8 protein-coding genes are annotated in these 15257 nt (G+C 70.7%); 6 read left to right on the top strand and 2 right to left on the bottom strand.

Going from position 1 to position 15257, the window contains the following annotated elements:
* Nucleotides 1-2577: 2577 nt before the first annotated feature.
* A complete protein-coding gene (locus VSH64_RS26365; protein WP_326565374.1) occupies nucleotides 2578-3345 on the bottom strand; it encodes an AfsR/SARP family transcriptional regulator in 768 nt (255 codons plus the stop codon).
* A gap of 292 nt (nucleotides 3346-3637) precedes the next feature.
* On the opposite strand from VSH64_RS26365, the gene VSH64_RS26360 reads away from it, so the two are divergent.
* Nucleotides 3638-4261 carry a ScbR family autoregulator-binding transcription factor gene (locus tag VSH64_RS26360; RefSeq protein WP_326565373.1) on the top strand — a complete coding sequence of 208 codons (624 nt, stop codon included), beginning with the start codon at nucleotides 3638-3640 and terminating at the stop codon, nucleotides 4259-4261.
* 444 nt (nucleotides 4262-4705) lie between these two features.
* Here VSH64_RS26360 and VSH64_RS26355 read toward each other — a convergent pair whose 3' ends face one another.
* On the bottom strand, nucleotides 4706-5332 hold the full coding sequence (locus VSH64_RS26355; RefSeq protein ID WP_326565372.1) for a ScbR family autoregulator-binding transcription factor: 627 nt from the start codon (nucleotides 5330-5332) through the stop codon (nucleotides 4706-4708).
* A 193-nt stretch (nucleotides 5333-5525) separates the two neighbouring features.
* Here VSH64_RS26355 and VSH64_RS26350 point away from each other — a divergent pair, with 193 nt between their 5' ends.
* The 5 genes from VSH64_RS26350 (at nucleotide 5526) to VSH64_RS26330 (ending at nucleotide 15125) form a co-directional block, all read left to right on the top strand.
* A complete protein-coding gene (locus VSH64_RS26350; protein ID WP_326565371.1) occupies nucleotides 5526-6494 on the top strand; it encodes a ScbA/BarX family gamma-butyrolactone biosynthesis protein in 969 nt (322 codons plus the stop codon).
* A complete protein-coding gene (locus VSH64_RS26345; protein ID WP_326565370.1) occupies nucleotides 6491-7468 on the top strand; it encodes an NAD-dependent epimerase/dehydratase family protein in 978 nt (325 codons plus the stop codon). The genes VSH64_RS26350 and VSH64_RS26345 overlap by 4 nt, the downstream gene beginning before the upstream one ends.
* A 136-nt stretch (nucleotides 7469-7604) precedes the next feature.
* Entirely contained in the window at nucleotides 7605-8513 is a 909-nt protein-coding gene (locus VSH64_RS26340; RefSeq protein ID WP_326565369.1) for a ribonuclease Z, read from the top strand.
* 666 nt (nucleotides 8514-9179) lie between these two features.
* Nucleotides 9180-12542 (top strand): TM0106 family RecB-like putative nuclease, encoded by a 3363-nt coding sequence (locus tag VSH64_RS26335; RefSeq protein WP_326565368.1) that lies wholly within the window; start codon nucleotides 9180-9182, stop codon nucleotides 12540-12542.
* Between the two features lie 1713 nt (nucleotides 12543-14255).
* The gene (locus VSH64_RS26330) at nucleotides 14256-15125 is read left to right on the top strand and encodes a xanthine dehydrogenase family protein molybdopterin-binding subunit (RefSeq protein ID WP_326565367.1); all 870 of its coding nucleotides are present in this window, start codon (nucleotides 14256-14258) and stop codon (nucleotides 15123-15125) included.
* Nucleotides 15126-15257 lie beyond the last annotated feature (132 nt).

The raw sequence follows: 15257 nt of genomic DNA, 5'->3' as shown, positions 1-15257 counted from the left end.
GGCGTTGGTGGTGCAGGGGCGGGTGCCGGATCCTGGGCGGTGGGTTGGTGGGGGGTTTGTGAGGTCGGTGGATTGTGTGGGGCAGCGGGTGGTGTTGGGTGGCGTTGGTGGAGTTGTGCGGTACGTGTGGCCTGGGGAGTTGGATTTGATGGGGGAGATGGTGGGGTTGGCGTTGGATTCTCGGTGGGGTGGGTGGTACGGGGAACCGGTGGAGTGTGGGGGAGCGGTTGTGTCTGTGTATCGGAGTTGAGGTTGGGGTTCTGGCTGACTGACTGCGGCTCGGCGCGCGGAGCGCACCATTGCGCCGGGTGAGCTGGTGGGTGGGCACCCCGATTTTCTAGTGTGACGACGGTAGGGATCGGCTTGTCAAGGCGGGAAAGATGCCTTGACAAGCCGATCCCTACCGTGTTTTTGAAGGGCATCGGGGGCCGGGCGGGGGAAGGGGTTCGGGGAGGGTTTGGGGGGTGGGTGAGTTTGTGCTGCCGGCTCCCGGTTTTGTGGGTGGGGCGCGGGGGTTTGGTGGGTTGGCCCGGTGCGTCGGCGGCCGGCGGTTGGTGAGTCGGCGTTGTGAGTTGAGTTGGTGGTGAGCTGCGGTAGACCGCCGAGCCGCCGAGCCGCCGAGCCCGCCAACCTGCGAGCCACCAAGGTCGCCGTGCCATCAAGGTCGCCGTGCCATCAAGCCGCCGAGCGACCGAGCCGCCAAGCCGCCAAGTTCGCCAACCTGCGAGCCGCCAAGCCATCAAGCTCGCCGACTGCGAGCCCGCCATGCCATCAAGCCACCAAGCTCACCAACCTGCGAGCCGCCACCCCACGACCTATGAGCCGTGAACCCGCTTCTCGTGCGTCTCGAACCCGCAAGGCTGGCGAACCCGTGAGCCTTGCGGGTGGCGAAGCCGTAACCCATGTGCCCGCAACCCTTGAGCCGGGTGCGCCAGGAATCAATTGGCCCGCGAGCTCACGAGCGCAACACGTGAGCCGGTGAGTTCGCGACTTGTAACCCGCGGGCCCTGAGTCGCGAACCCGCCATCCAAGTGCGTACAACCCGCGATCTTGTTAGCCATTGGCTCGCGATCCCAGTGTGCGAACTGGCGAGCCCCCAACCCGCGACCCGCGACCCGCGACCCGCGACCCGCAAGCCAGGAGCCGCTGGCCTGCGAGCGCTACATGCGAACCGTCGAGCCCGCAAGGTCGCAACCCGTGGCCCTGCGAGTCGCGAACCCGGAACCCGTGTGCCCGGAGCTATTGGCTTTGCGAGCGCGCGAATCGCTACCTGTGCGCCGGCCACCCACCAACCCGCCGACCGCGAGCCCATCCGCTCGCGAGCCGCAGTCCTTGAGCCCCGTAGTGCTCGAGCCGCAACCCGCGAACCGGTGAGTCCGCGAGACCGCAACCCGCGAGCCGCGACCCGGCGAGCCGACAGCCAGGGAGCCACCGACCAAACGAGCCACCGACCAAACGAGCCGCCGACCAAACGAGCCACCAACCCCGAGCTACCAACTCTCGGGGCCACCGACCACCGGGCCGCCAACCGCCGGGCGACCAACCACCGCGCTACGAACCCATCGAGCCCGCAAGTCCGCCAGCACCACGAAGTCCGAACTTGCCGACCCGCCAACTACCGGCTCGCCAACTCAATGACCGCCGGTGCGCTCATCGCTCGTTCGCCGAGCGATTGGCCCGCGAGCCCAGTGTGCGAACCGGCGAGCCCGCAAGCGGTGGCCCTGCGAGTCGCGAACCCGTGTGTCCGCGAGCCCGGGAACTACTGGCCTTGCGAGCCCGCGAGGCGCGCTACCCGTGAGCCGTGCGAGCCCGCGAACCGCTACCCACCAACCCGCCACCCGCGAGCCCACCGGCTCGCGAGCCGCAATCCTCGAGCCACAGTCCTCGAGCCGTGACCCTCGAACCGGCGAGCCCGCAACCTGCGCGCCACCAACCGACGAGCCGACCGGTGCAATCCACCAGCTTGCCAACCCGCAGTTGGCGAGTTCGCAACTCGCACGCCCCGAACCGCCGCACCCGCAAGCCGGCGATCCCCCGCGAAACCCAACCCCGCAACTTGAGAACCCGTGATCCCTGCAAGCCGCTAGCCCGCAACCCCGGGACCATGCGAGCCCGCGAGCTGGCGCGCCGGTGAGCCGCAACCCGCGAGCCGGTGAGTCCGCAACACGCAACACGCAACCCGCGAGCTGGCGTGCCGCCAGCGAGGGAGCCACCGACCGAACGAGCCACCAACTCTCCGAGTTACCAACCCTCCGGGGCCACCGACCACCGCGCTACCAACCCACCGAGCCCGCAAGCCCGCCGCGGATCACGAAGCCCGAACTCGCCGACCACCAACTGCTGGTTGACCAACTCAACGACCGCCGGCGCGCTGATCGCTGGATCGCCGAGCGGTGATCCCTCAACCCACCCGACTACCGACCGCCAGCTCTTGAGCGCCGACCACCAACCCGGCAGCCCCCGGTCCCGATCTAACGACCTTCGGTCCACCAATCCACCAACCGGCAGCAAAAAGGCCCGGTTACTGCAACAGCAGTAACCGGGCCCACAAGCGGAAGCAAGCGACAGCCGCAGCAATCACACCGCGTCAGACATCTCCCCCACCAAAATGCTCTGGTGCAGCTTTCGCAGCGACACCCCGGGCTCGATTCCCAGCTGCTGCACCAAGTTCTGCCGTGCGGAGGCGAAGGTTTCGAGGGCCTCCGCGCGGCGGTTGGAGCGGAGGAGGGCGGTCATGAGGTACTCGGTGAAGGTTTCGCGCAGGGTGTGTTCCTTGGCGAGCGCGGAGAGTTGCCCGACGACCTCGCGGTGGCGGCCGATGAGCAGCTCGGTTTCCATGAGGAGCTCGAGGCACTCGAGGCGGCTCTCTTCGAGCAGGGTGGCGTAGGCCTGCACGTCCGGGGAGTCGGTGAAGCCGCCGAAGGCGGGGCCGCGCCAGAGGTCGGCGGCGTGGCGCAGGACGGTGGCCGCTTGGCCGTAGCTGCGGTCCCAGTGGAGGGCGCGGCCTTCGTGGTAGAGGCGGGTGAAGCGGTCCGCGTCGAGTTCGTCGATGCCGACGTGGAGGGAGTAGCCGCGGGGGCTGGTGACCACCGGGCTGTCCTCGGCGTCGGCGGTGGTGCCGCGGAGGAGTTTGCGCAGTTGGGAGACGTAGACGTACAGGGCGGCGCTCGCGCGGGCCGGGGGGTTTTCGCCCCAGATTTCGCCGATGAGGTGCTCGGTGGTGATGACCTGGTTGTTCTTGGCCAGCAACACGGCGAGCAGCGTCTCGATCTTGCGCGCCCTCGGCGCGCTGACACCGGGCCGGCCGCTGACTCTGATCTGCCCGAGAATTTCGTAGTTCGTCATGAGTGCCCTCCGGTGTCCGCGTCGTCGGGAGCCGGCTCCGGCGGCGCCCCCAGCGCCCCTGCCTGCCGGTGTGGTGCCCGGCTCACGTGAGCAACTTACCAAACCGGGAGGTCGGTTTTCAAGACAAAACCGGGAGGTTGGTCGGTTTTGATCAAGGAAAATGGCCTTCAACCTGGTGAGAGCCCCTGATTTATGCCCCGAAATCTTGTAAACCGGGCGGTTGGTATCTTACTCTGGAGAGGTCGAGCGTGAGGTTCGCCCGCGCCCGGCCCGAGTGAGATGGGGAACGACGGTGACGAAGCAGGCGCGCGCGGAGCAGACCCGGATCCTGGTGCTGGCCGCCGCCGCGGAGCTGCTGCACCGCGACGGTTACGCGGCCACCAGCATGGTGGACATCGCCCGGCAGGCGGGCATCACCAAGGGCGGCCTGTACTTCCACTTCTCCTCGAAGGACGAGATCTGCGACGAGGTCCAGGACGCCGCGGTCGCCGTGCTGCGGGAGCACGTGTCCCGCATCGACCGGCGCATCACCGCGCCGCCGCCCGCGCTGCGGCGCCTGGCCGACCTCAGCCGCGCGTTGATGCACTGGCTGGGCACCGATCCGCGGATCGGTGCCAGCTTCCGGCTCACGCGCGAGATGGGCGCGAAAGACGCCCGCTACGTCACCTTCACGCGCGCCTGGCTCGCCCAGGTGCGCAGCTACATCTCCGAGGCGCACGACGCGGGCGAGCTCAGCGCCGAGGTCCTGCCCGACATGGCCACCCTGCTGGTGGTGGTCACCTGCGTGGGCCTCGAATCCGTGGTCGCGAGCGGCACCATCGCGCCGGACACCGACCTCACCCGCACGCTTTCCGAGCTGTGGCGCGTGATCGAGCTGGCCGAGGCGGTCCCGAGTGTCGGCGTACGTCGGTCCTGACCGCGCGCGAAGCGAGTGCAGCGGTCAGGCAGGTGGTTCCTCGAGGTTCCCGCTTCCAAGGTCTGGCACGTGATCGAGCTGGCCGAGCCGGTCCCGACCACCACCGCGCGACGGTCCTGACCTCGCCGCCCGGGAGCTGAACCGATCCGTCCCCGGAAGTCGCGCGAGCCTGCACCGGACGACCAAGCCATGCCATGCCATGCCCTGAGCAACTCACCTCTACAGAACCCCCGCCCTCCCAAGGGGGCGTCCCCGTCCCATTCTACCGTCCGCCACCGACGAAAACGGCCGGTGAGGCCCCGGCGGGCGGAGTTGTCCACAGGGCGGGCGAGTTGTGGACAACGCGAAACCCGCTGGTGAGAGCACAGAGAGGCCGCCGCCAAAGCAGGCAGCCGCGTGATCAGCCCAAGAAGTCCCAGTCGCCCAGGATCGGCGCCACCCGGATCAGGCCGGCAGTTCCTCGAGGTTCCCGGCCGCCGCGAACTTGTGCAGGCGGCGCGGCGGGACGATCGAGGGCAGCATCGTCGCCCACATGAAGGTGACCCGTTCGCGCAGGTCGGTGCGGCCCGTGAGTACCTGGGAGCTGAGCTGGATCCCGGTGAACGAGGACACCGTGTACTGCGCGAGCTCGTGCGCGTTCACGTCCTTGCGCAGGTCGCCGGCGGCCCTGGCGGCCAGCAGGCACGCGTGGACCAGGTCGATCCACTGCTTGTACGCGCTGGCGGCCGGCGTGACGAACGAGCCCTGCTCGATCACGAGTCGGATGCTGGCGCGCACGTGGACGTCGTTCTGCAGGCCGACGGCCAGGCTGTGACACCAGTCGATCACGGTCTGCAGGCCGGGGTTCTCGAGCATCGGCGACGAGTCCAGCACGGCGAACTGCTCCTGCATCAGCGCGTCCGCGAGGTCTTCCTTCGACTTGAAGTGGAAGTAGAGCGCACCCTTGGTCACGCCCGCCTCGGTCAGGATGTCGGACAGGCTCGCACCGAGGAAGCCGACCGCGTCGAACCGCGAGGCGGCCGCCGCGAGGATGGTTCTCCTGGTCTGCTCCGCGCGTTCCTGGCGAGCCACGGCCAAACTCCTTCGTGCACAGGGAAAAACGGTCCGTGCCGGACCCGGGCAAGCCATCAGTGTACCGGCTGGCGGGCCGTAGAGCCAGCGAAAAAAACCGGTAGGTAGGTATGGTTTTGCGGGTCGAATTCCGCTAGAAATTGAACGGGGGAGTACTGGGGAAACTGGGGAAAATCTTTCTGGGAGGTCCGACATGGTCGGCACGCTGCTTCAGAAGACCGTAGGAAGAACATCAACAGAAACGATCGATGAAGGTCCGGCGAAGAAGTCACTCGACTTCCAGCAGACCATCCCGCGCAGCCTCGTGCACCGGGCGGCGGTCTCGGAGGTCTTCGTCACCGATCTGAACATCCTGGGGCCGCACCGCTTCGAGGTGGGCGCCCAGTGGCCGCGCCGCCACGGCTTCTTCGGCCCGGCCACGCCGTCGTCGCACGATCCGCTGCTGTACACGGAAACCTGCCGCCAGGCCGCGATGCTGCTGGCCCACCGCGCGTACGGGGTGCCGCTCGGCTACAACTTCCTGTCCGATCACAAGAGCTTCGCGATCGGCGCGGCCGGGCTGGCCACCGACTGCCGGCCGGTGAACGTGGAGCTGCAGGTCAGCGCCCACGACGTGCAGTACCGCGGCAAGAACGTGGGCGGCATGCGCTTCGAGTTCGACGTGTTCCGCGACGGCACGTACGTCGGCAACGCCTCGGAACGCTGGCGTTGCGTCTCCTCGGCCGTGTACCGCCGGGTGCGCGGAGACCACTTCGCGGCGACGCCGTTCCAGGTCAAGGTGCGGCCCACCGTCGAGCCGGCCGAGGTCGGGCGCCACAACACGCAGGACGTGCTGGTGGCGGCCACCGATACGCCGGGAGCGTGGTCGCTGCAGTTCGACCCCGATCACCCCGTGTTGTTCGACCACACCGTGGACCACGTGCCCGGCATGGTCGTGGCGGAAGCCGCGCGCCAGGCCTCGCTCCTCACGGTGGCCGACCCGCACGCGCTGCCGCTGCGCGCGGAGTTCGAGTTCCACTCCTACCTGGAGTTCGACGCCGAATGCCTCATCGTCGGCCGCGAGCTCGGCACGGCCGGCGACGGCACCCGCCTCGTCCAGGTCGACATCCAGCAGCGCGGCAAGACCGCCGTCACGGCCACGCTGGCGATGCGCCTGTCATGACTGCCGACCTGGGGGCGGTCAGTACGACAGACATCCTGGTCACCGGCGCCACCGGCTTCATCGGCTCGGCCGTGGCGCGTGAACTTCTGGCGAACGGTTTCGGCCCGCGCCTGCGTGTGCTCGCGCGCCGGCCACTGCCCGATTGGCTGGCTGAAGCGGGCGTGCGGCCCTTCGCCGGCGACCTCACCGATCCGGCGAGCCTGGCCGGCGCGTGCACCGGAGTCACCACGCTCGTGCACCTCGCCGCGCAGGTCGGCGGCGACGAACAGGTCTGCACCGCCGTCAACGAAGACGGCACCCGCGCGCTGCTCGCGGAGGCGGCGCGCGCCGGCACCACGCGGGCGCTGCACCTGAGCACCTGCGCGGTCTACCGCGACGGTGATCACCGCGGCGCCACGGAATCCGCGCTGGCCACGGGCCCGGCGTCGGCTACAAGCCGCAGCCGCCTCGCCGCCGAACGGCTGGTGCGCGCGGCCGGCGGCGTGATCCTGCGGCCGCACCTGGTCTACGGCGTCGGCGACCGGCACGTGGTCCCGGCGCTGGTGCGGTGGCTTCGCGCGGTGCCGGCGTGGGCGGCCGGCGGCGACGCGCGGACCTCGGTGGTGTCGGTGACGGATCTCGCGGCGGTGGTCGTGGCGTTGATCCGGCGGCCGGCGCGGCCGGGCGAGGTCTTCCACGTGGCCGACCCGCGGCCGGTGCGGATGCGGCGCCTGGTCACGGCCGTGTGCGACCTGCTCGGCGAGCCTGTGCCGGCGGCGGACCTGCCGCTGGCCGAGCACCGCGAACGCACGCGCGAGGCCCTGCCGTGGCTCAGCGATCACCAGTTTTCCCTGCTCACGCGGGACCACTGGTACGAGAGCAGCCGCGTGTGGGCGCGCACCGGCGTCTCGGCGGGCCCGGGCCTCGCGGCGCGCCTGGCCGAGGCGGCGGACTTCTACCGGGAAACGCTCTTCAGTCCCGTCGGCGGAATATGACGCGATTCGAAGATCGAATAAAACGGAAAGTGTCCGGCTGAATTCGCACAGCAATTTCGATCATGACGGCCACCCGGAATTCATCCGGGTGGCCGTCCGCTTTTCCCGGCGGCCGGTGATCGTCGAAGATGGCGGCATGTCACGACGTGAGCTCGTGGTGCTCGGGTCGGCGAGCCAGACGCCGACCCGGCACCGCAACCACAACGGGTACCTCCTGCGTTTCGACACCGACGGCGTGCTGTTCGACCCCGGGGAGGGCACGCAACGGCAGATGACCCACGCCGGCGTGGCCGCCGCCGAGCTCACGCGCATCTGCATCACCCACTTCCACGGCGACCACAGCCTCGGCCTGTCGGCGGTGCTCCAGCGCCTGTCGCTCGACGCCGTGCCGCGGCCCGTGCGCTGCCACTACCCGGCCTCCGGCCAGGAGTTCTTCGAGCGCCTCCGTTACTCCACCGTCTACCACGAGCGCGCCACAGTCGTCCCCGCGCCGGTGCTCGCGGACGACTGGACCGACGGCCCGATCTCCGCCCACCCGCTCGACCACCGCATCGACTGCTTCGGCTACCGCTACACCGAACCCGACGGCGTCCGCATGCTCCCCGACCGCCTGGCCGCGGCCGGCCTCCACGGCCCCGCCATCAGCCGCCTGCAACGCGAGGGTTCAGTGCTCGTCGACGGCCGCGTCATCCGCCTCGACGAGGTGAGCGAACGCCGCCCCGGCCAAACCGTCGCCTTCGTCATGGACACCCGCCCCTGCCCCGGCGCCCTCACCTGCGCCCGCGACGCCGACCTCCTGGTCGCCGAATCCACCTTCCGCGCCGCCGACGCCGACCTCGCCACCCGCTACGGCCACCTCACCAGCACCGACGCCGGCCGGCTGGCGGCGGAGGCGGGGGTGCGGAAGCTGGTGCTCACGCACTTCTCGCAGCGGTACCCGTACGAGGACGCGGACGCGTTCGGGGAGGAAGCGGCGGCGGTGTTCGACGGGGAGATCCAGGTGGCTCGGGATTTTGATGTGATCCCGTTGCCTCGGCGGCGGTGAGGGTCTGGTGGTCGGTTGCCGTGGCCGGGCGGTGCCAGAGCGGTCAGGCTGCCGGTGGCCGGGCGCTGCTAGGTGGGCGTTAGGCGGGCGGTCAGGCGACGGCGATTGGGCTGTGGGGCAACGCTTCGGTGAAGCACGGCTTAAGGCTTCACCTGCCCCATCCGCCGGAGACGTCTCGCTAGCCTCGACCGAGCGATGTTGTTTGGCCCCTCACCAGGCCCGCACACAGACCCCCGCCCTCCTCGGGGGGGGTCCCTGTTCCAGTCTACCGAGGTCAGGGGCTCGGAAACCCGGAATCCGCAATCTGTGGACAACTCTCGAAAACGCAGACGGCCTGTGGGCAGCTCGTCGAAGACCAGGCTGGACTATGGACAACCCGCGTGCTTGATCAGCTAGGCCGGTGATGATCTGCGCGCTCGTCCGCCGACGACGGCGACAACCCGCGCGCCCGAACCGCGAAGCCCAGCTCCAACGCGCGCGCCCGAATGGCGAAGCTAGCTCCTAGCCCGCGCGCTTGACCGGAGAAGCCGCGACGACCCAACCCGCCCCCCGGTCCAAACCTCAACCCCACCCAACCCACACCCACCATCGCCTACACCACCCACCCGGCGTGTCGACACCCACGCTCACCAGCCCACCCCACCCGACATGACAAAATCCCCACCGATGTACACCCCCTCCGATCTCGCCGATCTGCTCGAGTGTGAGCACCGGAGCGTGCTCAACCAGGCGCTGCAGGCGGGCCTGCCCGGCGCGCCCGAGCCGACCGGGAAGCCTGATCAGCTGGCTGTGAAGCACGGCCGCGCGCACGAAGAAGCCACGCTCACGAGGCTGCGCGAGGAGACCGCTGTGGTCGAGATCGAGGAGCGGGAGCCGGCCGTGGCGGCGAAGGCGACGGAGGAGGCGCTGCGGGCCGGGGCGGCCGTGGTGTACCAGGCGGTGTTCCACGACGACGAGTTCAGCGGCCGCGCGGATTTCCTGCTGCGGGACGACCAGGGCCGCTACGAGGTGTACGACACGAAGCTCGCGCGGCACGCCAAGCCGTCGGCCGTGGTGCAGCTCGCGGCGTACGCGGACGCGCTCAGGCGCAAGGGGTGGCCCAGCGGGCCGGACATGCACCTGTTGCTCGGCGACGGCACCACGAAAACCCTGCGCGTCGACGATTTCCTGCCGCTGGTCGATCGCCTCAAGGCCCGGCTCGAGGATCGGCCCGCGAAGGTGCCGCTGCAGCTGTGGGCCGACGAGCGGCCGGCGTGCGGGGCGTGCCGGTTCGAGAAGCACTGCGCGACGGCGCGCGAGGCGGACCGGGACCTCTCTCTGGTGGCGGGGATGCGCGGGGACCAGCGGCGCAAGCTCGTGACGGCCGGCCTCGCCACGATCGACAAGCTCGCCGCCGCCGGGCCGGACGATCGGCCGCGCGACATGTCGGCCGGCACGTACACCACGTTGCGCGCGCAGGCCGCGATCCAGGTGCGCCAGGACGAAACCGGCGAGCTCGCCTACGAGGTGATCGACCCGGCCGCGCTCGCCGAGCTGCCCGCGCCGAGCCCGGGTGACGTGTTCTTCGACATGGAAGGCGACCCGTACGCGCTGGCGGGCACCGGCCTCGAGTACCTCTTCGGCGCCGTGACGACCGACCACCGTTTCATCCCGTTCTGGGCTCACAACCGGGCGCAGGAGAAGCGCGCGTTCGAGGAGTTCGTGGACTTCGCGAAGGCGCGGCTGGCCGAGCACCCCGGCGCGCACATCTACCACTACGCGCCCTACGAGGTCACGGCCGTGAAGCGCCTCGCCGCCGTGCACGGCACGCGTGAGGAGGAAGTCGACGAGCTGCTGCGAAACGGCGCGCTCGTGGACCTGTATGCAGTGGTGCGCAAGGCGTTGCGCGTGGGGCAGCGGTCGTACTCGATCAAGTACCTCGAGCCGCTCTACATGCCCGCCGCGCGCGAGGGCGACGTGAAGACGGCGGCTTCGAGCATCGAGGCCTACGAGGACTACCTCACGCTCACCACCGCGGGCGAGACCGAGCGCGCGTCCGAAGTGCTCAACGGCATCGGCGAGTACAACGAGTACGACTGCGTCTCCACCTTGCGGCTGCTGGGATTCCTGCACCAGGTCCGTGAAGACGAAGGCATCGAGCTGCTCACGCCCGAGCCGGAGTCCGAAGAGGACGCTCTGCTGCGCGAGTCCGAAGAGGACGTCGCCGCGCAGCGCCGGGCCGAGCGGGCGGCGGCGATGGCGGCGCTCGTCGACCCGCTGCTCGAAGGCCTGCCCGACGACCCGGCCGACTTCACCCCCGACGACCACGCCCGCGCGCTGCTCGCCGCGTCCGTCGGCTACCACCGGCGCGAGACGAATCCGGCGTGGTGGGAGTTCTTCCGGCAGCTGGCCGCGCCGCTCGGTGACCTGGAAGTGGACACGACGTGCGCTGTGCCGGTCGCGGTGTCGGTGGGTGAGTGGGTGCCGCCGTCGGGCCGCCTGCGCACGGCGAAGCGCACGCTGGTCGTGAGGTGCGACCCGGACCGGCCGCACCCGTTCGCGCCCGGCGACGACGTGCGGCTGCGCTACGGCGCTGAAGCTCGCGACGCGAAGGTGGTGGCGTCGAGCGCCGTCGAGCTCACGCTCGAGGAGAGCAGCGCGCCCGACGCGACCTCGAACGACCGCCCGGCCGCGGTGCTGGCCGGCAGCCCCGTGCGGCCCTCGCCGAAGGACGAGGCCGTGGCGGACCTCGCGCGGCTCGTCGGCGAAACCCTGCCCGCGCTGCCGAAACACCCCGGCGTGGACCTGCTGCGCCGCTCGACGCCGCGCCTGCGGACCGGCGACGCTCTGCCCGCTGCGGGTGAGGATCTGGTCGCGACGGTGATCGAGGCCGTCGACGCGCTCGACGGCTCGGTGCTTGCGGTGCAGGGCCCGCCGGGCGCCGGGAAAACCTACCTCGCGGGCAAGCTCATCGCGCACCTCGTGCGCTCGGGCAAGACGGTCGGGGTCACGTCCAACAGCCACAAGGCCGTGGAAAACGTGCTCTCGGCCGCGCTGGGCAACGCGCCTTCGCTGGCGTGCGCCAAGCGCGCGAAGCGCACGCCGGACCCCGACGCGCCGTGGGAGCAGCCGAAGGGCAACAACCAGCTCGTGCGCTGGCGCGAGGAGCACGACACCGGGCACCTCGTGGGCGGCACTGCGTGGACGTTCGCCAACGCGGCCGTGCGCGCGGAACCGTTCGACGTGCTCGTGATCGACGAGGCCGGCCAGTTCGCCTTGGCCGACGCGCTGGCCGTGTCGATGTGCGCCAAGAACGTGGTGCTGCTCGGGGATCCGCAGCAGCTGCCGCAGGTGGTGCAGGGCACGCACCCGGCGGGCGCGGAGGCCTCAGCGCTGGGACACCTGATCGGCGACGCCGACATCATGCCGCCGCACCTGGGCTACTTCCTCGACCAGACGCGGCGCATGCACCCGGCGGTGTGCGCGCCGGTGTCGCGGCTGTCCTACGCCGGGCTGCTGCATTCGCACCCGTCGGCGTCGCGGTCGGTCGACGGCGTCGCGTCGGGACTGTACCTCGCGTCGGTGGAGCACCGCGGGAACACCACGCGTTCGGTCGAGGAAGCGGCCGAGGTCGTCGCGGTGATTTCGGCGCTGCACGGGCGCCCGTGGGAGGGCCGTCCGCTCACCGACGAGGACTTCCTCGTGGTGGCGCCCTACAACCTGCAGGCCCGCGTGGTCACACGCGCGCTGGCCGACGCCGGGTTCGGCGACGTGCGAGTGGGCACGGTCGACCGGTTCCAGGGCCAGGAAGCGCCGGTGGTGATCACCACGATGACCTCGTCCTCGGCCGTCGACCTGCCGCGCGGGCTGGATTTCCTGCTCTCGCGCAACCGGCTGAACGTCGCGCTCTCGCGGGCGCAGTCCGTGGCGGTGCTGGTGTGCTCGCCGCACCTGCTCGAGGCCGACATCCGCACGGTGGAACAGATGCGGCTGGTGTCGGGCATGCTCGGGCTGCTGCAGGACGCGTTGCCCTGGCCCGGCTCCGGATAAGGGCGTGCCCCCGGTCCCGTCGCTGCGGAGGGGGAGTCGCGCGGGCCGGGAGCGGGGGCACTGGTTCCCGCCTCGGCGCCACGCCGATGGGGGGACCGGCGGGTGCGGGCGGGAGCTTTGTCGTGTCGGTACGGGGGTCGCCTCTCGGCGAGTGGCACGACCCGGCGTCTTGCGACGGCCCGGGAAGGCAAGAGGTGAGGCCCGGGGACACCCGCCGTACCGACACTCTGTACAACGTCCGCGCCGGGCCGGTGTTCCGGATTTCCCTTGTGACGCGGGTAACTCGCTGAGGTAATCCGCTGTTCAAGATCCACTGTGGACGGACGTGGATGCCCCCGCTCCCGCCGCGGCAGTGGGTTCCGGCGGCAGGAGCAGGGAGCACATGAGCCCGCCCCGCGCGGCCTCGGGGCAATTGCGGCGCAGCGGGACGGGGTGGCTTGGGGGTGGGTCGGGGTGAGGTTGGCCGGTGCGGGGGTCGCCTCTCGGCGGAGTGGCACGACCCGGCGTCTCGCGACGGCCCGGGAAGGCAGTGGGTGGAGCCCGGGGACACCACCGCACCGGCAAGGGGTGTAACTCTTGGTGCGCCGGGGATATTCCCCCACCCGGCCATGATCCACAGTAGAGGGTGCTCCCGCTCCCGACTCCGCCGACTGGGGGCTCGGCGGGCGAGAGCAGGAGCACTGGCGCCCACCCCGCGCCGCTGGGGGAGCAAGGCGGCGGGGCGGGTGGTCTGGCGCCGGTACGGGGGTCGCCTCTCGGCGAGTGACGCTACCCGGGGCCGGCGAACCGGCTGTCCGGGAAGGTGGAGTTGTGAGGCCCGGGGGACCCCTCCGTACCGACACTGGGTACAACGCCCGCGCCGCGCGAATGTTCCAGCGACGGCGAGTGACGTGGGTCGCGACCGATCGGGTGACCTGGGGAGGTTTGGGGAACAGGACGGCGGTTGTGTGGCGCGGGAGTGCGGTGGCGAGGGTTGCCGATCTGCTGACGGCGGGGAGGCGCAGGCTCGGCCTCGCGATCGGCGCGCCGGCGCCGCGAGGGCCGCGGATCTGCCGAAGGTTGGGGTGGTTTGGGAGTGGTTGCCTGGCGGGTCGGGGCGCGGGTCGCTGTGAACGGCGGCGGAACTACGTTGGCCGGGGCGGCTTCCGGAGTGGTGCGCTGGATTGCGGGTCGCTGATGTGTCGCGTGAGCGGTTGCTGTTCCAGTGAGGGCCGGGAGGTGCGGGCCGATGGTTGGGGTTTGGGAGTGGTTCCCAGGCGGGCCGGCGCACGGGTCGCGGTGAACGGCGGCGGATCCGCGTTGGCCGGGGCGGCTTGGGGGGTGGTGCGCCGGATGGCGGTTGCAGATGCGTCGCCGCGAGCGGTCTTCGACCCAGCTGAAGCCGGGCGGTGCGGGCCGATGGCTGGGGTGGTTTGGGAGCGTGCCTTGGCATGCCGGCGCGCGGGTCGCTGTGAACGGCGGCGGATCCGCGTTGGCCGGGGCGGCTGCCGGAGTCGTGCGGCGGATTGCCGGTCGCAGATGCGTCGCCGCGGGTGGCCTCCGACCCAGCTGAAGCCGGGAGGTGCCGGCTGCGATGTGCAGGTGGGCCGCCGCCGTGAGTGACTGCCGTTCCGGCGAGGGCCGCGGATGCGTCGATCGCCTGGAGGTCTTGGGAGCGGTGCCCCGGCGCGCAGGCGCCGTGAACGGCGGCGGATCCGCGTTGGCCGGGGCGGCTTGACGCTGCTGCCCGCTGGGACGTTCGAGGTCGACGTGGGCACTGCGGAGTTCGGCAACGGCACCACCACCGTCCACCGTCAGATCGCAGCCGGCTCACTCGGCACGACGGCGCAGCTCTCGACCCGGCAACCCGCCACCGACACCGACGTCGTGCGGCACGACACCGGCGCCTTCGGCTCCACCGGCACCGTGGTCGCCGGGAAGGCGGTGCTGCGGGCGGCCCAGCAGCTGGCCGAGCGGGTGCTGGAGTTCGCGGCGACCCAGCTCGGGGTGGCCGCGGCGGAGTGCTCGCTCGTGGAGGAAGCCGTGGTGGCGCAAGGGAAACGCGTGCTGCTCAAGGAGCTGCACCAGGCGGCTTCGGCCCACGGGTTGGCGCTGGTGGGCGAGGGGCACTTCGAGGGCACGCCGAGGTCGGTGGCCTTCAACGCGCAGTGGTTCCGCGTCGCCGTCGACCCGGGTACCGGCGAGATCCGGATCCTGCGCAGCGTGCACGCGGCCGACGCCGGCAAGGTGATGAACCCGATGCAGTGCCGGGGCCAGGTGGAAGGCGGCGTGGCCCAGGCCCTCGGCGCGGCGCTGTTCGAAAACGTGCGCGTGGACGCGTCGGGCCGGGCCACCACGGCCGCCTTCCGCCAGTACCGGCTGCCGGCCTTCGCCGACGTGCCGCGTACCGAGGTGGTTTTCGCCGACACCGACGACTCGGTCGGCCCGCTGGGGGCGAAGTCGATGAGCGAAAGCCCGTTCAACCCCGTTGCTCTCGCGCTGACCAACGCGCTGCGCGACGCGACCGGCGTTCGGTTCACGTCGCTTCCGCTGACGCGTGACCGCGTGTGGCAAGCGCTCGCCTCTCGGGCCGGTGAGGAGTGATTTTGTGTGGCCCCCTGGGCGCGGAAGGGGGACTACCAGGGGGCCTGGCCCGCTCGCCCGGTCGGGGGAATGTCGAGGCTGAGCGGGTTGTCGGAGACACTAGCGGTAGAAGTCGATCGAAGATCAGTCCAC

It is taken from the genome of Amycolatopsis rhabdoformis (genome assembly GCF_035918295.1).
Lineage (GTDB): Bacteria > Actinomycetota > Actinomycetes > Mycobacteriales > Pseudonocardiaceae > Amycolatopsis > Amycolatopsis rhabdoformis.
Note: the sequence above shows the minus strand (reverse complement) of the source record. Positions and strands in the feature narration are given on the sequence as shown.